At 65.5% G+C, this 21175-nt stretch carries 19 protein-coding genes and 1 pseudogene; 6 read left to right on the forward strand and 14 right to left on the reverse strand.

What is annotated here, in order from left to right:
• The first annotated feature begins 54 nt into the window (after positions 1 to 54).
• The 4 genes from Q2M23_RS06370 to Q2M23_RS06385 all read left to right on the forward strand — a co-directional run bounded on the left by Q2M23_RS06370 (position 55) and on the right by Q2M23_RS06385 (position 4987).
• Positions 55 to 1185 (forward strand): PspA/IM30 family protein, encoded by a 1131-nt coding sequence (locus Q2M23_RS06370; RefSeq protein ID WP_253623801.1) that lies wholly within the window; start codon positions 55 to 57, stop codon positions 1183 to 1185.
• Positions 1182 to 1844, forward strand: a complete 663-nt coding sequence (locus Q2M23_RS06375) for an OB-fold-containig protein (RefSeq protein ID WP_076834388.1) — start codon at positions 1182 to 1184, stop codon at positions 1842 to 1844. Before Q2M23_RS06370 ends, Q2M23_RS06375 begins: the two co-directional genes overlap by 4 nt.
• Positions 1845 to 1847: 3 nt before the next feature.
• The gene (locus Q2M23_RS06380) at positions 1848 to 3602 is read left to right on the forward strand and encodes a flotillin family protein (RefSeq protein ID WP_141342651.1); all 1755 of its coding nucleotides are present in this window, start codon (positions 1848 to 1850) and stop codon (positions 3600 to 3602) included.
• 143 nt (positions 3603 to 3745) lie between these two features.
• Positions 3746 to 4987 (forward strand): MFS transporter, encoded by a 1242-nt coding sequence (locus Q2M23_RS06385; RefSeq protein WP_076834409.1) that lies wholly within the window; start codon positions 3746 to 3748, stop codon positions 4985 to 4987.
• 106 nt (positions 4988 to 5093) lie between these two features.
• Here the strand turns inward: Q2M23_RS06385 and Q2M23_RS06390 are convergent, their stop codons facing one another.
• Positions 5094 to 6350, reverse strand: a complete 1257-nt coding sequence (locus tag Q2M23_RS06390) for an adenylate/guanylate cyclase domain-containing protein (protein WP_076834391.1) — start codon at positions 6348 to 6350, stop codon at positions 5094 to 5096.
• A gap of 174 nt (positions 6351 to 6524) precedes the next feature.
• Here Q2M23_RS06390 and Q2M23_RS06395 point away from each other — a divergent pair, with 174 nt between their 5' ends.
• The gene (locus Q2M23_RS06395) at positions 6525 to 6716 is read left to right on the forward strand and encodes a hypothetical protein (RefSeq protein WP_057020744.1); all 192 of its coding nucleotides are present in this window, start codon (positions 6525 to 6527) and stop codon (positions 6714 to 6716) included.
• On the opposite strand, the gene Q2M23_RS06400 is transcribed toward Q2M23_RS06395, so the two are convergent.
• Complete coding sequence (locus Q2M23_RS06400; protein WP_076834393.1) at positions 6717 to 7595, reverse strand: DMT family transporter; 879 nt, start codon at positions 7593 to 7595, stop codon at positions 6717 to 6719.
• Between the two features lie 79 nt (positions 7596 to 7674).
• Here Q2M23_RS06400 and Q2M23_RS06405 point away from each other — a divergent pair, with 79 nt between their 5' ends.
• The gene (locus Q2M23_RS06405; RefSeq protein WP_076834395.1) at positions 7675 to 8493 is read left to right on the forward strand and encodes a helix-turn-helix domain-containing protein; all 819 of its coding nucleotides are present in this window, start codon (positions 7675 to 7677) and stop codon (positions 8491 to 8493) included.
• Here the strand turns inward: Q2M23_RS06405 and Q2M23_RS06410 are convergent.
• The 12 genes and pseudogenes from Q2M23_RS06410 to rpoZ all read right to left on the reverse strand — a co-directional run bounded on the left by Q2M23_RS06410 (position 8484) and on the right by rpoZ (position 21036).
• The gene (locus Q2M23_RS06410) at positions 8484 to 9287 is read right to left on the reverse strand and encodes an N-acyl homoserine lactonase family protein (RefSeq protein WP_076834411.1); all 804 of its coding nucleotides are present in this window, start codon (positions 9285 to 9287) and stop codon (positions 8484 to 8486) included. The two genes, Q2M23_RS06405 and Q2M23_RS06410, sit on opposite strands and share 10 nt — an antisense overlap.
• Before the next feature lie 149 nt (positions 9288 to 9436).
• A complete protein-coding gene (locus tag Q2M23_RS06415) occupies positions 9437 to 10387 on the reverse strand; it encodes a cation diffusion facilitator family transporter (protein WP_076834397.1) in 951 nt (316 codons plus the stop codon).
• A 173-nt stretch (positions 10388 to 10560) separates the two neighbouring features.
• A pseudogene (gene parC / locus Q2M23_RS06420) lies at positions 10561 to 12800 on the reverse strand (DNA topoisomerase IV subunit A).
• Between the two features lie 72 nt (positions 12801 to 12872).
• A complete protein-coding gene (recO, locus tag Q2M23_RS06425) occupies positions 12873 to 13622 on the reverse strand; it encodes a DNA repair protein RecO (protein ID WP_057020749.1) in 750 nt (249 codons plus the stop codon).
• 56 nt (positions 13623 to 13678) lie between these two features.
• Entirely contained in the window at positions 13679 to 14059 is a 381-nt protein-coding gene (locus Q2M23_RS06430) for a hypothetical protein (protein WP_168858143.1), read from the reverse strand.
• 14 nt (positions 14060 to 14073) lie between these two features.
• Complete coding sequence (era, locus tag Q2M23_RS06435; protein WP_016844010.1) at positions 14074 to 14997, reverse strand: GTPase Era; 924 nt, start codon at positions 14995 to 14997, stop codon at positions 14074 to 14076.
• The gene (gene rnc, locus Q2M23_RS06440) at positions 14990 to 15811 is read right to left on the reverse strand and encodes a ribonuclease III (protein ID WP_057020752.1); all 822 of its coding nucleotides are present in this window, start codon (positions 15809 to 15811) and stop codon (positions 14990 to 14992) included. The genes era and rnc overlap by 8 nt, the downstream gene beginning before the upstream one ends.
• Positions 15808 to 16569: a signal peptidase I gene (gene lepB, locus Q2M23_RS06445; protein ID WP_028333840.1), complete on the reverse strand. Its 762-nt coding sequence runs from the start codon at positions 16567 to 16569 to the stop codon at positions 15808 to 15810. Before lepB ends, rnc begins: the two co-directional genes overlap by 4 nt.
• A 284-nt stretch (positions 16570 to 16853) precedes the next feature.
• Positions 16854 to 17270, reverse strand: a complete 417-nt coding sequence (gene acpS / locus Q2M23_RS06450; RefSeq protein WP_021078359.1) for a holo-ACP synthase — start codon at positions 17268 to 17270, stop codon at positions 16854 to 16856.
• Positions 17267 to 18040: a pyridoxine 5'-phosphate synthase gene (locus Q2M23_RS06455; RefSeq protein ID WP_057020753.1), complete on the reverse strand. Its 774-nt coding sequence runs from the start codon at positions 18038 to 18040 to the stop codon at positions 17267 to 17269. Before Q2M23_RS06455 ends, acpS begins: the two co-directional genes overlap by 4 nt.
• A gap of 101 nt (positions 18041 to 18141) precedes the next feature.
• Entirely contained in the window at positions 18142 to 20433 is a 2292-nt protein-coding gene (locus tag Q2M23_RS06460) for a bifunctional (p)ppGpp synthetase/guanosine-3',5'-bis(diphosphate) 3'-pyrophosphohydrolase (RefSeq protein WP_316394981.1), read from the reverse strand.
• 210 nt (positions 20434 to 20643) lie between these two features.
• Positions 20644 to 21036, reverse strand: a complete 393-nt coding sequence (gene rpoZ, locus Q2M23_RS06465) for a DNA-directed RNA polymerase subunit omega (RefSeq protein ID WP_016844003.1) — start codon at positions 21034 to 21036, stop codon at positions 20644 to 20646.
• Between the last annotated feature and the right edge of the window lie 139 nt (positions 21037 to 21175).

The following is a 21175-nucleotide window of genomic DNA, read 5'->3' on the forward strand; positions in this document are numbered from 1 at the left end:
ATGATACCACCGCCCTCCTTGTAAAGCACTAAGGAAGCGCTTTACGTTAGATGCATGATTAAGCTGCCCGTCGAGACGCCCACCGCAACCCTGCGTTACGCCCTCGCCCCTGACCCTTCAGGCATCGAGGCGATCGAGGCGACCTTTGCGGCCTATGACCGGATGATGGCGATCCTCGCCGAGGTCGCCCCCGTCGGCGCCAACCTCGTCTCGCTGCACGCCCAGGCCTACGAGAAGATCCGCAAGGAGACCGGCCTCCCCGCACGGCTGGTGACGCTCGGCCTGCGCGACCGTGCCAATTACATCGCAGGCGCCGCCGTCCGCCGGATACCGCTCGACGACAAGTTGTTTGCGATCAAGGGCCCAACTTCACTGACCATTAGCACTGTTAGCGGACGCGTCTTGGTGCCGTTCGATGTGCCGGGATATGTCTCAGGCTGGGAAAGCCCCTTCCCGGCGCATTTGATCTCGGATGGACGCGGCTACGAAATCCACATCGCCGTCAAATCGAAATCAGCACAACCGGAGGAGAAGACCATGCTTCACGAAGGCATCCTTGCGCGCATGGGCCGGCTTCTTGCCGCCATCGCGAGCCAGACCATCGACAATGTCGAGAACAACAACAAGGTCGCGCTGGTCAAACAGGCGATCCGCGAGATCGACGCCGGCGCCGACGAAGCGCGCTACGCGCTCGGCAAGTCGCGCGCCGAAGAATTCCGCCTGAAGAAGCGGCGCGAAGAACTGGATACCGAAACGACCAATCTGAACGAAAAGATTCGTCTCGCACTTGCGGAAAATCGCGAGGATCTCGCGCGCGCCGGCGTTGCACGGCAAATTGATCTGGAGTCGCAGGTGATCGCGCTGGAACGCGCGATGGATTTCATCGAACTCGAAATCGACGAGCAGACCAAGGCGCTGCAGGCCATGCTCGGCGCGCGCCGCGAGGCGGAGACGCGCTTGGCCGATCTCGAACAAAGCCTGATCCGCGAGGCCCAGGACGAAACCAGCCGGGGCCCATCGACGACCAATACATGGAGTGCTGAGCGCGCCATGGCGGCGATCGCCCGGGTCACCGGTGTTCCCGCCTCCAGCGTGCTCGGCGACAAGGAGCTTGACGAACTCGATCGCCTGCATCGCGAAAAGGAAATCGCGGCGCGGCTTGAAAGGATCAAGTCAGAAAAATGAGTGCAGTTGGCGACATTCTGCTCGCCCCCGACGTGCGGCCCTTCGCGGTCGCGGCCGCGATCATGGTGGCACTTGGCGGTATCGAACTGCTCAGCACCATGATCGGACTTTCGATCAGCGAATTGATCGGCAAGGATTTCGCGGTCGAGGCCGAGAGCCACAATGCTCTCAGTGGCCTGTTTCTCTGGATCAACGCCGGACGGCTTCCCCTCCTGATCCTGATCATCCTGATCCTCGGCATCTTCTCGATCGGAGGCTTCCTGCTTCAGGGACTGGCGCATGCCGCAGGCACCGCCATCCCGGTCTCGCTTGCCGCGGTGGTTGCTGCCGCAGGCAGCATCCCCGTGATCAGAAATACCAGCCGCGGCCTCGCCCGCGTCATTCCGCGCGACGAGAGCTATGCGGTCAACGACAGCGACTTTGTCGGCAAGGTCGCAACCGTGTCGGTCGGCCCGCTCGATCAGGGCCTGCCCGGCCGGGTCCGTCTCAAGGATGTCTTCGGCAACTGGCACACCGTGTCGGCGCGTGCCAGCGCGGAGTCCGAGGCATTGCCGGTCGGCGCCAGCGTGCTGCTGGTCGATCGCGATGCCAAGGGCTTCATCGCGATTGCCGCTCCAGCCGACCTCGTCGAACAACAACGATCTTCCAACAGGGCATAACACATGTGGGAACTTGCTGTACCCGTCGTTATTGGCGTCATCGTCATCCTCGTTATCGGTCTCCTGTTCGCAAAGCTCTACAAGCGCTCGACGCGCGATGAGGCCTATGTCCGCACCGGCCTCGGCGGCCAGAAGGTGGTGCTCGACGGCGGCTCGCTCGTGCTGCCGATCTTCCACTCCACCGCCGCGGTGAACTTGAAAACGCTACGGCTCGAGGTCGCGCGCGGCGGCCCGGACTCGCTGATCACCAAGGACCGCATGCGCGTCGATATCGGCGCCGAGTTCTATCTGCGCGTCAAACCCGACGCGTCGTCGATCGCGCTCGCGGCGCAGACCCTCGGCAACCGCACCAATGACGCGGCCGAGCTGCGCGAGCTGGTCGAGGCCAAGTTCGTCGACGGCCTGCGCTCGGTCGCCGCGACCATGAACCTCGAGGAATTGCAGGAGCAGCGCGCCACCTTCGTCAAGGCGGTGCAGGACGCGGTCGGCGCCGACATCCAGAACAACGGTCTCGAGCTTGAATCGGTGTCGCTGACGAAGCTCGACCAGAGCGACATCAAGCACTTCAACCCGAGCAATTTCTTCGATGCGCATGGTCTCACCACGCTGACCAAGATCACCAAGGAGCGTGAGCAGGAGCGCAACCAGATCGTCCGCACCACCGAGGTCAACATCGCCCAGCAGGATCTGGTGGCGCGGCAGACCACGCTGACGATCGAAAGCACCAAGCGCGAGGCCGAGCTCGCCCAGCAGCGCGACATCGCCAACAAGACCGCCGCGATGCGCGCGCAGACGGCGCAGGTCGAACAGACCGCGCTGCAGAACGAGGCCGAATACCGCATCCAGCAGGAGCTCGCGGTCGCCAACAAGCAGACCGAGGCCAACCAGGCCCGCGACACGCGCAAGATCGAGGCCGATCTCGCGGTCAAGCGCCGCAACACCGAGATGGAGCGCGACCTTCAGATCGTCGCGCAGGAAAGCGCGATCGCGGTCGCGGCCAAGAGCAAGGAGCAGTCGGAGGCCCAGACCATCGCCGAGACCGCGCGTGCCGTTGCGATCGCCGCCGAGGAAAAGGTCACCACCGCCCGCGCCACCGAGATCGCCGAGCGCGACAAGATCATCAACGTGATCGCGGCGCGCAAGGCGGCCGAGACTGACGCGATGCCGATCACGGTGATGGCCGAGGCGGAACGCCAGGCCGCCGCCAACAAGGCGGAAGCCACCAACGTGCTCGCCAAGGCCGATGCGGCGGCTGCCACCACCCGCGCTGCCGGCGTCAAGGCGCTCGGCCAGGCCGAAGCCGAGGTCGCGACGATGAAGGCGGAGGCGCGCAACAAGCTGAGCGCCGACATGATCGCCTACGATCTCAACCTCGCGCGGATCAACGTGATCCCGAGCGCGCTCGCCGAGGCGGTGAAGCCGATCGAGAAGATTTCCGACATCCGGATCTTCGACACCGGCAGCATGCTCGGTCGCGGCGGCGCCAACGGCCACGCCAACGGCAATGGCGGCCTCGGGCTCGGCGACGGGCTCGCCGCGCAGCTGCTGTCGGTCTCCGCATTCAAGCCGATGATCGACAAGATCCTCTCGGAGGCCGGCTTCCCCGCCGGCTCCGACGCACTCACCAGCCTGACCAGCGCGCTGGCGCAGCGCAAGGCCGAGGTCACCGAAACACCGACGGTGGGCATCGAAAGCGCGCCAACCGCGCTGGTCGGCACCATTACGGGCCAACTGGCGCCTGCTCCCAAACCGCAGTGACAGCTTTCAGCCAAGTCTGACTCTGGAAGAGCCCGCCGATCCCCTTCGGCGGGCTTCTGCTTTTGGCGTTATCGGGAAACGGGTGGGATCGGGCCTCTTCCAACCACACACTACCGGGCAGTCGAATGATCAAGGATTCCGTCATGTCCGCCGATACGCCTCGCCTGCCAGCCACCTTCAACCGCCTGGCCTGGTCCAATCTCGCCGCGCAATCCGCCGAACAGGTTGCGCTTGCGGCTGCGCCCATCGTCGCCGTGCTGCTGCTCGGCGTCGGCGAAGGCCAGACCGGCCTGTTGCAGACCGCACTGACGCTGCCCTTCATCCTGTTTGCGATTCCCGCCGGCCTGCTCGCCGACCGCGTGTCGCGGCGCTGGGTGATGGCGGGCTCCGAAGCGCTGCGCGCGGCCGCGCTTGCCGCGATCCTGCTGTTGCTGTGGCTGGGCGCGATGACGCTGCCGCTGCTCGCTTTGCTCGGCTTCATCGCGGTCTGCGGCACGGTCGCCTATAGCGTCGCTGCGCCGGCGCTGGTCCCCTCGCTGGTGACGTCACAGCAATTGCCGGCGGCGAACGCCCGCATCGAGCTCGCGCGTACCGTCGCGTTCGCCAGCGGCCCCGCGCTCGGCGGCGTGCTGGTCGGCTGGGTCGGTGCCGCGCCCGCATTCGGCTTCGCCGCGGCATTGTCGGCCATCGCGGTCGTGCTGCTCGCCGGCATCTACGAGCCGGCGCGGCAGCCTGCCCCGCGGCGCCATCCGTTGCAGGACATCAAGGAAGGCGCCGCCTTCGTAATGCACCACGCCTTGCTGCGGCCGGTGTTCATCACCCAGTTCATCTTCAACACCGCGTCGTTCCTGCTGCTCGCCGTGTTCGTGCCCTATGCGGTGCGCCATCTCGGGCTCAGCGCCACCGGCGTCGGCACCACGCTTGCGATGTACGGCGTCGGCATGGTGGTCGGTGCGCTGTTCGCGACCCGCGTGATGAAGCGGCTGGCGTTCGGCACCGTGATCGGGCTCGGCCCGGTTACCGGCTTCGTCGCCGCGGCCGTGATGGCGCTGACGACCTGGTTTGCGACGCCGCTGCTCGCCGGCCTCAGCTTCTTCCTGCTCGGCGTCGGGCCGATCCTGTGGGTGATCTCGACCACCACGCTGCGGCAGTCGGTGACGCCGCCCTCGCTGCTCGGGCGCGTCTCGGCGATCAACATCATGAGTTACGGCGCGCGCCCGCTCGGCTCCGCGCTCGGCGCCATCGTCGGCGGCCTCTACGGCGCCGAAGCCTGCCTCTATCTCGCGGCCGCGATCTTCGCCGCCCAGGCGCTGGTGATCCTGATGTCGCCCGCGGTGGCGCTGACGCGGCAGCCCGACATGGTCGGCGAACCCGCGCGGTGCTGATCCCGGGTCTTCTCAGCCGTCATTGCGAGCGCAGCGAAGCAATCCATGTCGCCACCTGTGGAGGAATGGATTGCTTCGCTGCGCTCGCAAGGACGGTGGAGAGACCCTAGCTCGCCAAGTACCGCTCGTATTTGCCGCCGACGACCTCGTCGGCGGCAATCGCCGGATCCAGCGTGTAGAGATCCTGCGCATGGCCGATGCCGCGCAGCACGAAGCGGCCGGTGGAGACCAGATAGTTGCGGCCGGCGGCGTCGAGCCCGGTGCGGAAATCGGTCGAGGTCAACAGCTCCCGATCGACCGAGGCGCACATCGAGGCGATCCGGCTGACCTCGTTGACGGCCGGTCCGACCACCGTGAAATCCAGCCGGTCCTCGCTGCCGATATTGCCGTAGAAGACCTGGCCGACATGGAGCCCGACATAGGCCGTGGTGGTCGGCCGGCCCTCGTTCTCGCGGCGGTCGTTCAGCACGCGGATGTTATGCCGGAATCTGTGCTCGGCCCGCAGCGCGGCCCGCTTGGCGCCTGCCACGTTCTCGCCGGTGAACATCGCCAGCACGCCGTCGCCGATCAGCTTCAGCACCTCGCCGCCTGCGTCGTGGATCGCATCGATCGAGGCCTGCGCATAATCGTTGAGGAACGGAATGATCTCGTCCGGGCCGATCCGCTCGCTGATCGCGGTCGAGCCGCGCACGTCGGAGTACCACAGCACGGCCTTGATCTTCTCGGTGATGCCGCGCTGCATGCGTCCACGCAGCACCTGCTCCGCGGTGTCCCGGCCGAGATAGACCCGCCCCAGCGTGCGGGCGATCTCGACCTGGGCAGCCGATTTGATCGCGAGCCCGAGCACCGGCACCAGGTCGCGCAGCGCCGCCATATGGTTCTCGTCGAACCCGTCCGAGCGGCGGGTGGTGTAGTAGGAGTAGAAGCAGTCCATCTCGCCGATCGTGCCGGCCTCGCCGAAGCGATGCACGAAGGCGGCGAAATGCTTGTGGCCCTTCTCCGCCAGCTCGCCGATCATCGAGAAATCGTGCGAGGTGTCGGCGAGATCGATCACTATCTCGTCATGGCCGTTTTCGAGCATGTGATAGAAGGCCGACCGCCGCCAGGTCTGGCTGGCCTCGCCGGTGCTGGTCGAGCCGTATTCGAAGATGTCGGCCTCGTTGCTCTCGCCGTCGTTCCAGCGGAAACCGCGTCCCTCGAAGATCGGATGCAGCGTATCGATGAAGACGATCGCCCGCGACAGCGGCATGCCCGCGGCCCGGCAGCGCTCGCAGAAACCGCGCAGCAGGTCGTTTTCCGGCAGGCCCGTCAAACCCTGGCGGACCAGCCAATTCATGAGGCGCAAACGGGGCGTCAGTTCCATAAGCTGGATTATGCCGGGCAATTGGTGCGGGAGGAAGGGTTGGTCGTCGCGTGACAGATGCGAACGCCAATGCGGCATTGCAAGGCCGCCCGCCTCACCATTTCGCGCGGAACACGGCCGCCGAATGGCGCCGATTCCGCTTCCTTTTGTCCGGGCCTTCGCGCACAACAGCGCATGGACAACGACGCTGGCCCGCCAAACCCGATCCGACGCCTCATGCAATGGGCGATCACCCCGCCGCAATCCTATGGGGTCTATCTTGTCGGCCTTATCCTGGTGTTCGTCCTGTCGTTCTACGCCGGCACGCTGAAGCCGACGCACTCGCCTGCCCCGCCGGCGGCCGCGCCTGCCGCGCCGCGCGGCTGATCAGACCGATTTGGTTTCCGACGTCGCGATCCAGATCCCGGCGAAGACCGCGATCAGGCCGACGACCAGATTGGCCGTGATCGGCTCGCCGACCAATTGCTTCGCAAGCAGCGCGGCGGCGATCGGATTGACCGTCATGGTGTTGGCGACGCGGGTCGGCGAGGCCCGCTCGAGCGCCAGCACCCACAGGATGAAAGCCAGCGCGCCGCCGGCTATGCCGAGATAGAGCCCCGCGATCCATTGCGACGTGCCGAACTCGCGCAGCGTCGCCAGGCTGCCGGTGAACGATCCCACCGCCACCAGCGCGGCCGCGCCGGCGCCCATGCCGACGGCAAGGAAGCCGAGCGCGCTGGAGCGGCGGATGAACGGCCGCGACAGCACGTTGTAGAAGGCCATGCAGAGCACTGCGGCGGCCATGATCAGTTCGCCGCGCCATGCGCCCACTGGCGCCGCCGCCAGCCCGGATGCCAGCGCCGCCGCCGCGCCGAGCACCGCGATCGAGACCCCGATCGATTTGCGCATCGTCAGCGGCTCGAAGCCGAGCAAGGCGCCGACCACCATCGTCGAGAGCGGCAAGGTCGCCAGCGCCAGGCTGGCGCGCGCCGCCGTCGTGTAGGACATCGCGAGATTATAAAGCACGAAGAACACGCCGAAGAAGGCGACGCCGAGCGCCGCGACCGCCGGCAAGTCGTCACGCCGCGGCCACTTCGCCCCGAGCAGGACCGCGGCGGGCAGCACACAGAGAAAGCCGATCACCCAGCGCAGGATCGCCAGCGTGATCGGGTCGGCATTGCCCGCCAGGTAACGGGTGATCGCCGCGGCGGTGCCGCCGAGGCAGCTCGAGACCAGTGCAATCGCAACGCCGATCCATTCGCCCATCCCGATCCCCATGCGTTTTCGGTTCGCTTGTGGCATCTTGCCCGGCGAGATCATTCCGGCAACTACTTCACAGGTATTCATGTCGCAGCAGCGCGATTTTTCGGCCAGCCTGCGCTGGTGGCGGCAGCGCAAGGGGCACTCGCAACTCGAGCTCGCCGGGCGCGCGGATATCTCCCAGCGGCATCTCAGCTTTCTCGAGCTCGGCCGCGCCGCGCCGAGCCGCGACATGGTGATCCGGCTTGCCGCGGCGCTCGACGTGCCGTTGCGCCAGCAGAACGCGCTCTTGGTGGCGGCCGGCTTCGCGCCGGTCTGGCGGCAAACCGACCTCGCCGCGCCGGAGCTCGCCCAGATCCGCTACGCGCTCGATTTCATCCTGGCACAGCAGGAGCCCTTCCCGGCGGTCGTGGTCGACCGGCACTGGAATCTGCTGCTCGCCAATGCAGGCGCAAGCCAACTGGTGGAATTCCTGGTCGGGCCGCTGGCGCCAGGCACGGCGGTCAACCTCGCCGATGCGCTGGTCGCGCCCGGTGTGTTGCGCCCCTATCTCACCAACTGGACCGAGGTTGCCGGCTACTTCGTCCGCAGCGTCGAGGCCGATGCCGCCGCCGACGGCACCACTGCGACGGCGGAATTGCTCAAGCGCCTGCTGGCCTATGACGGTGTCGAGGCCGCGTTGGCCGCGCCGGCAAGTCCCGCATCCGGACCGGTGCTGCCGATGCTGTTCCGCAAGGGCGACGTCAGCCTGCAGCTGTTCACCACGATCGCGACGCTGGGGACGCCGCAGGACGTCACGCTGCAGGAGCTGCGCATCGAGAGCTTCTTTCCGATGGACGAGGAGACCGCGCAGATTTTTCGAAACTGGTCGAAAGCGAACACCGCCACGGCGGCTCAGTCGTAGAATTCCGGCGACAGCTTCAGCCCGTCGCGCTGCGCCTTGTCGTGGTTGATCCAGAGCTGCGCCTTCTCTTTCGTCAGCGTATCGGCGATCTTCTGCATCGAGGCCAGCGTCTGCTCCTTGCTGGCGTTCATGCTCGGCGCGCGCCGATTGTCCCAATTATCCCTGAAGTGAACGGCATCGCCGGTCAGCACGATCGCACCTGTGTTCGGCAGCTTCACCAGCAGCGACTGGTGGCCGGGCGTATGGCCCGGCGTCGACAGGATGGTGACGCTGCCGTCGCCGAATACGTCGCGGTCGCCTTCCAGCTTCGTCACGGGATGCTCGGGCTTGAAGCGCGGCGCGTTGTTGGTGCCGGGCCATTCATATTCCGCCTTCTGCACATACAGCATCGCCGCCGGGAACAGCTCGACATTGCCGATGTGATCGGGATGGGTGTGCGACACGGCGATCGCCTTGATGTCCGTCGGCTTGACGCCGAGCTGGTCGAGCTGCGCGGCGAGCGTCTTCGGCCGCCGCCAGGTGATCGCCTTCGGATCAGCCGGCGCAAGGCCGTCCGGCATCGCCGCCACCGCGTCGGGAATCCCGGTGTCCCACAGGAACCAGCCCTGGGCATGCTTGATCAGGTAGCAATTGTCGACGAAGTCCATCGACTTGCCTTCGTTGACGCCGGGCGACCAGCGTGAAATGTCACCTGCAACGCCTTCACCGCAGTTGAGGATGTAGAGCTTCTCGACGCCTGCTTTCGCCGGCTCGGCATGCGCATGCGGCAGCGCGCCCACGGCGAAGAACAACATTGCAAGACCGATTGCCTTCTTCACGTCGCCCTCCGTTGATTACGCCAGCCATTCGCGCGGTCGCAATGTGCCGTGTCGTCGCCGCCCGTGGAAGCCGTGGACATGGGTCGATCGATCAATTGAATGCGAGTGCGTGGCGGCCGCGTCGGCTAGACCATTTCCGCCGGCGCCAGCCGGCAGGTCTCGCTGCTGATCTCGACCTGCAGTGTCGCGTGGTGGATGCTGAACCGCTCCGAGAGCTCGGCGCAGACGTGATGCAGGAAGACATCGTCGTGTCCGCCGGGCCGCACCAGATGCGCGGTCAGCGCGGTCTCGCTGGTGCTCATCGCCCAGATGTGCAGGTCGTGCACCTCGGTGACGCCTTCGAGCGCGATGAGATAATCCCGCACCTGCTTGAGATCGATCCCCCTCGGCACCGCGTCGAGCGCGAGGTTGACGCTGTCGTGGGCGAGCTCCCAGCCACTCAGCAGCACCATCACGGCGATCACCAGGCTGATCGCCGGATCGAGCCACTGCCAGCCGGTCGCCATGATCAGGAGCGCGGCGATCACGACGCCGAGCGAGACACCGGCATCCGCCGCCATGTGCAGATAGGCGCCGCGGACATTGAGGTCGCTGTCGCGGCCGCGCATGAACAGCAGCGCGGTGCCGCCATTGATCAGGATGCCGAGCGCCGCGACCCAGACCACGGTCCAGCTTGCGACCTCCGCCGGCTCGCGCAAGCGATTGATCGCCTCGACCGCGATGCCGCCGACCGCGATCAGGAGCAACCCGGCATTGAACAGCGCCGCCAGGATCGAGGCGCGACGGTAGCCATAGGTGTGAGTATCGGTCGGCCGCCTGCCGGCGAGCCATGCCCCGCCCCAGGCCAACAGCAGCGCGATGACGTCGGAGAGATTGTGAACCGCGTCGGAGACCAGCGCCAACGAGTTGGCGGAATAGCCGAAGATCAGCTCCGCGACGACGAAAGCGGTGTTCAGCGACGCGCCGACCGCAAAGGCCGTGCCGAAACTGTCGGGCGCGTGGCTGTGCCCGGCATGGGAATGCCCGGCATGTCCGTGAGAATGACCGCTGTGGTCGTGGTCGTGATTGTGCGCCATGGCAACCGTCGCCCAATGTCGTCGGCGACGGTTATAGCGCGGTGAAATGTGGATACTATCACACCGCGCACTGAGCCCCCGTAGCCCGGATGGAGCGCAGCGCAATCCGGGATCACTGGTGATCCGGCGCGAGCTCCCGGATTTCGCTTCGCTTCATCCGGGCTACAACACCGTTACTCCACGCCGCGATTGAACTTATTCGACTTCGGCAGGCCGTGGGCGAGCCGGCCGGCGTCGGCGCGGTTGCCGCGCCAGTCGGCCAGTTCCTTCATGGTCATGCTGTGCTCGCGGCCGGCGGAATCCTTCCAGCTCAAGCCGGCCTTGGCGTCGAACACCGCAACGTCAGACAGCGACGCGCTGGTGTATTTCTGCAGGCGCACGCCGCGGCCGCGCGCCATCTCCGGCACCTGGTCGAGGCCGAACAGCACCATCTTGTGGTTGGTGCCGATCACCGCAACGGTGTCGCCGTTCACGGTCGTGATCGCGCGGGCCTCGTTCGGCATCTCGACATTGAGCACCTGCTTGCCCTTGCGGGTGTTGCCGACGCAGTCCTCTTCCTTGACGACAAAACCCTGCCCCTCGCTGCTCGCGATCAGGAACTTGCGCTCGCCCTTGTTGACGAACAGCGAGATGATCGCGGCGTCCTGCTCGAGGTCGATGAACATGCGGATCGGCTCGCCATGGCCGCGGCCGCCCGGCAGCTTTGCCACGTCGAGCGAGTAGAACTTGCCGTTGGTCGCGAACAGCAACAGCTTCGAGGTGGTCTCGGCAAAGAACGAGTGCTCGAGCTTGTCGTCGGTCTTGAAGGCAAGCCCCGAGAGGTCCTCGACATGGCCCTTCAGCGTCCGTACCCAGCCCTTCTCTGAGATCACGACGGTGCACGGCTCGCGCTCGACCAGCGCTTCCTCGATCGCGGCGAGGTCATGCTCGGGCGCATCGGCGAAGGTGGTGCGGCGCTTGCCGAGCGGCGTCTTCGGCCCGAAGATATCGCGGACCTTGCGCACCTGATCGCTGACCTTGGCCCATTGCTCCGTCTCGGAACCGAGCAGGCCCTCGATGCCCTTCAGCTCCTTGCGAAGATCTTTGTCCTCGGTGCGGATCTCCATCTCCTCCAGGCGGCGCAGATTGCGCAGGCGCATGTTGAGGATGGCATCGGCCTGGATCTCCGTGAGCTTGAAGGTCTTCATCAAGACCGGCTTCGGCTCGTCCTCGGTCCGGATGATCTTGATCACCTTGTCGAGGTTCAGATAGGCGACGAGGTGGCCGCCCAGCACTTCCAGGCGGTGCTCGATCTGGGTCTTGCGGAATTTGGTCCGCCGGACCAGCACGTCGCGCAGGTGGTCGAGCCATTCACGCAGGCACTCGGCAAGGCCGACCACCTTGGGGATGCGGCCCTTGATCAGCACGTTGAGGTTCAGCGAGATCTTGCTTTCCAGCTCGGTCAGCCGGAACAGCGACTCCATCATCAGCGCCGGATCGACGGTGCGCGATTTCGGCTCGATCACGAGCCGGACGTCCTCGGCCGACTCGTCGCGGACGTCGGCGACCAGTGGCAGCTTCTTCTCGTTGATGAGCTCGGCGATCTTCTCGACGATCCGCAAGTCGGAGGCCAAGCGGTCTTAGGAAGACAACTATAACACTCAACTCCTTGGCTCACAGAACGACATGGCTACGATCCGACTTGCCCCGTGGTGTAGGCCTCGACGATCGCTTCCTTGGAATCGACCACGATGCCGCCGGTCGGGAAGTCCGGGCCCTTGACCCATTTCAGCAGCGCCTTCGACTTGGCGTCGGGCTTCTCGATCAGATGCAGCGCGGCGTCGCAGAGCTCGGCGGCGTTGTGCGGCGGAATCGAGGTCGCCATGCCGACCGCGATGCCCTGCGCGCCGTTGGCGAGCAGGTTCGGGAAGCCGCCCGGCAGCACCACCGGCTCTTTCGACTGGCCGTCATAGTTGAGACGAAACTCGACGCCGTCCTCGTCGATGCCTTCGAGCAAGAGGCGCGCGACCTCGGTCATGCGCGCTTCGGTGTAGCGGTAGGCGGCCGGGTTGTCGCCGTCGATATTGCCGAAATTGCCCTGGCCGTCGACCAGCGGGTAGCGCGAGGAGAAATCCTGCGCCAGGCGCACCATGGCGTCGTAGATCGCCTGGTCGCCGTGAGGATGGAACGAGCCCATCACGTCGCCGACGATCTTGGCCGACTTCTTGAACGCGGCGCGCGGGTCGAGCCCGAGCAGGTCCATGCCGTAGAGGATGCGCCGATGCACCGGCTTCAACCCGTCGCGGGCGTCCGGCAGCGCGCGATGCATGATGGTCGAGAGCGCATAGGCGAGATAGCGCTCCTCGAGCGCATCACGCAGCGGCACCTCGTGAATTTCGGCCGGCTCTTCCGGCGGTATCTGTCGTTTTCCCATGGGGAGGCGTTAAACCTTAGCGCTGAATCGGGCAAGCCGCGAATCAGCGGGAATTTAAGGCCCGAATCGGCCTTACGGAACCGCGCTCCGGCCCCGCCGCCGCGTCACGGCGTTGATAAATCCGTCGCGGGCGTCGGAATGGCCCTGGCCGCGGGGCTCCAGCACGTGGCGGAGCAGGAACAGGCCGGTGATCTGGAAGCCGTCGAGCAGGTCCTGGTCCGACCAGCTGTTGGCGCCGCCCTCGCCTTCGCGCAGGAACGCCGGCAGCGGCAACAGCCGGTCGCGCCATGGCTCGCCGGCGGCGCGCGACACCGCGCCGCCGGATTTCGGCGACACATAGATCAGGTCGGTGGTCTCCCCGGTGGCTGCGCAGTTTTCCAGGTCGAGCCCGAAGCCGAGCTCGGTCAGCATCGCGAGCTCGAACCGGATCAGATGCACGGCGGCAACGCCTGCGTCCTCGAAATCGTCGAGCGTCCCCTCCAGCATCTCGTAGATGTCCTCATGCGGATCGCGCTCGGGCAGTAGCCGGGCCAGCGCCGCCAGATGCGTGACACCATAGACCGCATGCGACGAGCCGAGCAGCGTCGCAGCGCGCAGCCGCGTGCCTTCCAGCGCATACATGCCGAGATGCTCGTCGAGCCGCGCCCGCCACACCGCGGTGACGCTGTTGCCGGGCTGCAGCAGCGGCCGCATCCGCGAGCTGGCGCCGCCGCGCACCAGGCCGAGATGGCGGCCGTGCTCGCGCGTCAACAGCTCGACGATGGCGGAGGATTCGCCATGCCGCCGCACGCCCAGCACGATGCCTTCGTCGGTCCATTCCATGTGCGGAGTCTAGCAGGATTCCGCGGATGAACGCAGCTTTCCGCACGCGTCATTCGCTACGCGTTGAACCAGCCCCGCGCGTCGCCGGTGAAGGAATAATACAGCCCGGCCGTGGTCAGGATGCATGACACCACCTCGATGGCGCTGTCGATCTCCATGCCCCTTGCGCCGATGACCTGCACCAGGGACATCACCGACAAGACAAGCACCGCGAGCAGCGCCCAGCGCGGCCAGTTCTTGCGGTGCTGCGCGGCAAGCCGGACGAAATACATCAGGAGCAGGATCATGCAGCCGGCCGTCAGGGTCTCGCCCATGATCACCTGCTCGGTCTTCAGGACGGTCGGCGTGCGGTCCTGGAACGCCACCGACAGCGCATCCAGCGTCAGCGACATATAGAGCAGAACCTCAAACCACAGCACATTTCTGGGCACGTTCATGCAAGCGTCGACTCTTATTCCTTGGGGAATTCCAGTCCCATTTCCTTGTAGCGGTCGGGATCGTCACCCCAGTTCTCGCGCACCTTGACGAACAGGAACAGATGCACGGGGACGCCCATGATCTCGGCGATCTCGGCACGCGCCTGCGCGCCGATCGACTTGATGGTGGCGCCGCCCTTGCCGAGCACGATCTTGCGCTGGCTCTCGCGCTCGACAAAAATCGTCTGCTCGATGCGGATCGACTTGTCCTTGCGGTCGGTCCAGCTGTCGGTCTCGACCGTCGACTGGTACGGCAGTTCCTGATGCAGATGGCTGTAGATCTTCTCGCGCGTGATCTCGGCCGCCAGATGCCGCATCGGCGCATCCGACATCTGGTCCTCGGGATAGAGGAACGGCCCCGCCGGCACCAGCTTGGCGAGCGTCTGGCGCAAATCGGCAACGCCGTCGCCGGATAGCGCCGAAATCATGAAGGTGTGCTCGAAGCGCATCCGCTCGTTGGCGGCCTGCGCCAGCGCCAGCAGCTTTTCGCGCTGCACGAGATCGACCTTGTTCAGCACCAGGATCTTCGGATGCGCGACGGTTTCGAGCTTGGCCAGGATCGCGTTGGCCTCTTCGTCGAGGCCCGACTTCGCATCGAGCAGCACGCAGACGAGATCGGCGTCGTGCGCGCCGCTCCAGGCGGTCGATACCATGGCGCGGTCAAGCCGGCGCCGCGGCGCGAAGATGCCGGGCGTGTCGACCAGGATGATCTGCGCGTTGCCTTCGATCACGATGCCGCGGATCAGCGCGCGCGTGGTCTGCACCTTGCGCGAGACGATCGTGACCTTGGAGCCCACCAGCGCGTTGACCAGCGTCGACTTGCCGACATTGGGCGCACCGATCAGCGCGACGAAGCCACAGCGCGTCGCGTCCCCTTGCCCTTTGGCCTCGTCAGTCATTGGTGCCGACGCCTTCGCGCTCGATCATCGCGGATGCCGCCGCCTTCTCGGCCGCGCGCTTGTTGCCACCGAGGCCCTCGGCGGAGGCCAGGCCCGGCAGGTCGACCGCAACGCGGAATTGTGGATCGTGATGCGGACCGGTGCGTTCGACCTCGCGATAGACCGGCGTCGGCAGCCCCTTGCCCTGGGCCCATTCCTGCAACACGGTCTTGGGATCGCGCAGCGGCCGGCGCAGCTTGTGCATCCGTTCGGTCCAGTTGCGCTCGACGAACTGGCGCGCAGCCTCGTAGCCGCCGTCGAGGAAGATCGCCCCGATCACCGCTTCGCAGATATCGCCGAGCACGGACTTGCGCAGCCGGGCGCCCTCGACCGCCTTCACCATGCCGAGCTTGATGTCCTCGAGCAGCCCGAGCGCCTTGGCGACGTCGGCGCAGCTCTCCTTGCGCACGAGGTCGGCGAGCCGCTTCGACAATTCGCCCTCGTCGGCCTTGGGGAACGACCGGAACAGCATGTCCGACACGATCAGCCCGAGCACGTGGTCGCCGAGGAACTCCAGCCGCTGGTAGCTGTCGGCGCGGTTGCGGGTGGCGGGCTTCAGCGCGGAGACGTGGGTGAACGCGGTGGTCAGCAGCGCGGGATCCTGGAACGTGTACCCGATCCGCGCCTCGGTGCCGGCGATCGCGGCCTTCTCCTCAGCGGCCTTGGCCGCCTTGCTGCGCCGCTTCTTCGGCGCGGCTGTGCCGTCGGCGGCAGGCGTCTGGCTCGGCTCGCCGGTCGGCGCTGGATCGTTGATGGATGCGGTATCGTCGTTCATCGCACGATAGAGAATAGGCGATTCCACCGCACGGCAAGCGGCCAGCGCCAGATCATCCAGGCCTGCTCGCCCTCGGCGATCGAGAAGAAGATCATCTGGGCTCGCCCGATGATGTTCTCGAACGGCACGTAGCCGACCTGCGACAGGAAGCGGCTGTCGGTGGAGTTGTCGCGGTTGTCGCCCATCATGAAGAAATGCCCGGGCGGAACGGTGTAGACGATGGTGTTGTCCATGTAGCTGTTGTCGGTGCAGTCCAGCGTCTCATAGCTGACGCCGTTCGGCAGCGTCTCCTTCCAGCGCTTGACGCGGGCGGTCGCATCCGCCGAGCCGCAGGGATCCTCGCCGACGAAATCGCTCAGCCGCTCCCGCTTGATCGGCTCATCGTTGATGTAGAGCAGCCCGCTCTTCACCTCGATGCGGTCGCCGGGCAGCCCGATGACGCGCTTGATGTAGTCGGTGGAGTCATCCCGCGGCAGGCGAAACACCACGATGTCGCCGCGGTTCGGCTCCGAGCCGAAGATGCGGCCCGAGAAAATGTTCGGCGAGAACGGGATCGAATAGTGGCTGTAGCCATAGGAATATTTCGAGACGAACAGGTAGTCGCCGACCAGGAGCGTCGCCTTCATCGACCCGGAGGGGATGTTGAACGGCTGGAACAGGAAGGTGCGGATGACGAGCGCGATCAGAAGAGCATGGATGACGACGCGGATGGTCTCGCCCAAGCCGCTTTCAGATTTGGTCCCGGTGGTCACGCTCATTGCTTTCTCAATTCCCGTGGACATGATGTCCACGCGGTGGCAGAACGTTCTCTTCGCGCGAAGCGTTCGGCCTTCGCGTGAGGAAAATGGCCTTGATTCTGATCTTGAGGGCAAATTCCGGCCTAAACCCGGAATCAGCGTCTCGCTCGATATAACCCTGCGGCGTTTTAGACGGTTGTTCGCAGGGGTGCAATCAATCGCCGCCTCAAAACTTCGCAATTCATTGAAATATCAATGATTTTTTAGTTTGCTGAAGTTTTCCGGCAGAATCCGGCACCGCGGGATCATCTGGCGGGGGCAACCGCCGAAATTATGACGAAGGCCTGGGCCAACGGCCAATCGTCGGTGATCGAAAGGTCGATCTGCGCCTGCATGCCCTCGGGCGTCAGTTCCTGCAGCCGGGCCAGCGCCCCGCCGGTCAGCCGCATCGACGGCCGCCCGCCCGGCAGGTTCACGACGCCCATGTCCTTCCACCACACCCCGCGCCGGATACCGGTGCCGAGCGCCTTGGAGCAAGCTTCCTTGGCGGCAAAGCGCTTGGCGTAGGTTGCGACCACCATCTTCTCGTTGTTGGCACGGCGCATCGCCTTGGCGCGCTCGGCGTCGGTGAAGATGCGATCGAGGAATCGCTCGCCATGGCGCTCGATCACCTTGGCCACCCGGGTGATGTCGATCAGGTCGGAGCCGATGCCGATGATCATGCGCTGACGCCACCCTGCGCCCTGGCGCGGCCGCGGTCCATCGCCGCACGCATCTCACGCACCGTCCCGGCGATGCCGACGAACAGTGCCTCGCCCATCATGAAATAACCGATGTTCAACTCCCGGATTTCGGGCAGCGCGGAAATCGTCTCCGCGGTGTCATAGTCGAGCCCGTGGCCGGCATGGACCTCGAGCCCGGCCGCCTGCGCCAGCCTGGCACCGGCGACGATGCGCTTCCATTCGGCCTCCGCCTTGTCCTGGTGGCCGTCGACCACAGCGTCGCACCAGCCGCCGGTGTGGATCTCGATCACGGGCGCCTTCAGCTTCGCGGCCATCTCGATCTGCCTGGGATCGGCGGCAATGAACAGCGAGACGCGGATGCCGGCGTCACCCAGCCGCGCGATGAACGGCGCCAGTGCGTTGTGCTGGCCGACCACGTCGAGGCCGCCTTCGGTGGTGAGCTCCTGGCGCCGTTCCGGCACCAGGCAAACCGCGTGCGGCTTGGTGGCGAGCGAGATCCGCAGCATGTCGTCGGTCGCCGCCATCTCGAAATTCAGCGGCTTGGAGATCTCGGCCTTGAGCCGCGCCATGTCCTCATCGCGGATGTGGCGGCGATCCTCGCGCAAATGCGCGGTGATGCCGTCGGCGCCGGCCGCGATCGCGGCAAGCGCCAGCCGCACCGGATCGGGCCGCGCTCCGCCCCGGGCGTTGCGAAGGGTGGCGACGTGATCAACATTGATACCGAGACGCAGCGGCGGAGTTTTGGACATCTCTTTGACCTGCAATCTAGCCCGTCATGTGCGGGCTTGACCCGCGCATCCATCCTTTTGGAAAGATGGGTTGCCGGGTCAAGCCCGGCAACGACGAGACGTTACCCATTGACGCGCTCGACCCGAGCGACGACGGCCTTGGCGCGCAACTGGGCGATGATAGCGCTGAGATGCTTGAGGTCATAGACCTCAAGATCGATGGTCAGCTCCGTGAAATCGGGCGATTGGCGCGACATGTGGATGTTGTCGATATTGCCGTCGTGCTCGGCGATCACGGTCGCGATCTGGGCGAGGCTGCCGGGCTCGTTGACATTGTGGACCAGGATACGGGCCGGGAAGCGCTGCGGCATGGTCTCGTCGATATCCCAGCGCACGTCGAGCCAGCGCTCCGGCTCCTCCTCGAAATCTTTCAGCGCCGGCGACTGGATCGGATAGATCGTGATCCCCTCGCCCGGCGTGACGATGCCGACGATCCGGTCGCCCGGCACCGCACCGCCGTTCGGCGCGAACTTCACCGGCAGGTCGGAATTGATGCCGCGCACCGGGATCACCGAGGTTGCGCGCGCCGGGTGCGGCGGGTTCTGCGTCTTCAGCTTGGCGGCGAGACCCTTCTTGGCACCGTAGCGCACCAGCCGCTCTTCCTTGTAATCGGGATACATCGCGCGTGCGACGTCGGAGGCCTTGATCTCGCCGCGCCCGACCGAAGCCATCACGTCCTCGATCGAGCCGCGCGCGAGCCGCGGCAACGCACCCTTCAGCTTGTCGTCGGCGTATTCGATCTTGGCACGGGCAAACAGGCGGTCGACGATGCGGCGGCCGAGGCCGGCATACTGGTCGCGCACCGCGTCGCGGGTGGCACGGCGGATCGCAGCCCGCGCCTTGCCGGTGCGGGCGAGCGCCTCCCAGGCCGACGGCGGCGCCGACTGTGCCTTCGAGGTCAGCACCTCGACCTCGTCGCCGTTCTGCAGCTCGGAGGACAGCGGCGCGAACTTGCCGTTGATCTTGCAGCCGACCGCGCTGTTGCCGACACCGGTGTGAACGGCATAGGCGAAATCGATCACGTTGGCGTTGCGCGGCAGCGCGATCAGCTTGCCCTTCGGCGTGAAGCAGAACACCTGGTCGTGGAACAGCTCGAGCTTGGTGTGCTCGAGGAATTCTTCCGGATTGGCGCTTTCCGAGAGGATGCCGATGGTGTGGCGCAGCCAGGCGAAGGCGTTGGACTCGTGCTTCAGCCGCTCGTGCGGCGAGCCCGCGCCCTCCTTGTAGAAGGCATGCGCGGCGATACCGAACTCGGCGATCTGGTTCATGTCCTCGGTGCGGATCTGCAGCTCGACGCGCTGCTTGCCCGGCCCGATCACCGTGGTGTGGATCGAGCGGTAGTCGTTCTGCTTCGGGGTCGAGATGTAGTCCTTGAAGCGGCCCGGCACCACCGGCCAGGTGGTGTGGACGATGCCGAGCGCGCGGTAGCAGGCGCCGACATCGTCGAGGATGATGCGGAAGCCGTAGATATCGGACAGCTGCTCGAAGCCGACCGACTTGCGCTCCATCTTGGTCCAGATCGAAAACGGCTGCTTGCGGCGGCCGAATACCCGCGCGGTGATGCCGTTCTTCTGCAGGTTCTTGGAGAGCTGGGTTTCGATCTCGCCGATCAAATTGCGGTTGCGCTCGGCCAGCGAGTCGAGCCGCTGCTTGACCACCGCATAGGCCTCTGGATCGAGCACGAAGAACGAAAGGTCCTCGAGTTCCTCGCGCATCTCGTGCATACCCATGCGACCGGCCAGCGGCGCATAGATATCCAGCGTCTCCTCGGCGATGCGGCGGCGCGAGGCCGGCGGCACGAATTCCAGCGTGCGCATGTTGTGCAGCCGGTCGGCGAGCTTGATCAGCAGCACGCGGACGTCGTCGGCGATCGCAAGCAGCAGCTTGCGCAAATTCTCGGCCTGCTTGGCCTCGCGCGATACCAGTTCCAGCCGCTTCAGCTTGGTCAGGCCTTCGACCAGTGCGCCAATCTCGTGGCCGAACACATTGTCGATCTCGGCCCGCGTCGCCTCGGTGTCCTCGATCGTGTCGTGCAGCAGCGCTGCCACGATCGTGGCGTCGTCGAGCTTGAGGTTGGTGAGGATCGCGGCGACCTCGAGCGGATGCGAGAAATAGGGATCGCCGGAAGCACGGGTCTGCGTGCCGTGCGCCTTCATGGCGTAGACATAGGCGCGGTTGAGCAGGTCTTCGTTGGTGTCGGGGTTGTAGGAGCGGACGCGCTCGACAAGGTCATATTGTCGCATCATTCGCGTCCGCGGCTTGGCCGGCCTCTCCGCCGTGGACGACGTCGGCGCCACCGCGACCATTTCGGTTGCAGCTTGCATCTGGATGGAACTGCGGCGTCGATACGCCATGAACTCGCTGCCTCTCGCGCGGGACCGGAACGTCCCACCTTTCCTCAATCTAGTGCGCTTTCCAATGAAGCAGCACCCCGCGCGGGCCCTGGAACCATTCAATTTCCCGCGTCCGCGTAGGACGCACCGTAACAGCAAAATTGTCAACAAAAGCAAAGGCCCGGAGCAATGTCCGGGCCTTCGGCAAATCTGTTCGAAACGACGGCGAGCTTACTCGTCTTCCTCGGGCTGCTCCTCCGGGGGCGCCAGACCCTCGAGGCCCTTCAGCAGCTCTTCCTCGGTCATCCGCTCGACCGCCACCTCGGTGTCGTCGGCGTCGACGCTGGCACCGGCGGAACCGATCAGCGGCACGGTGTCGGGCTCGGGCTCGTCGACCTCGACGAACTTCTGCAGGGAGTGAACGAGTTCCTCTTTCAGGTCTTCCGGCGAGATCGTCGAATCGGCAATCTCGCGCAGCGAGACGACCGGATTCTTGTCGTTGTCGCGATCAACCGTGAGTTGCGACCCCGAGGAGATCATCCGGGCGCGATGCGCGGCCAACAGGACGAGGTCGAAACGATTGTCGACCTTGTCAATGCAATCTTCGACGGTGACGCGAGCCATCTCGAGGCGCTCCGTGGTAAAAGGGACCGAACATGTAGGTTATGAGGGTTAGTTATAGGCCTAGCCCCGGTTTCGCAAGGTAAAATTTGTGATTTGCCTTCCGAACAGGCTCTGATAACCCGGTCTGACGGGGGCCAGA

The organism is Bradyrhizobium sp. 33ap4 (assembly GCF_032654765.1).
In the GTDB taxonomy this organism is placed as follows: domain Bacteria; phylum Pseudomonadota; class Alphaproteobacteria; order Rhizobiales; family Xanthobacteraceae; genus Bradyrhizobium; species Bradyrhizobium australafricanum.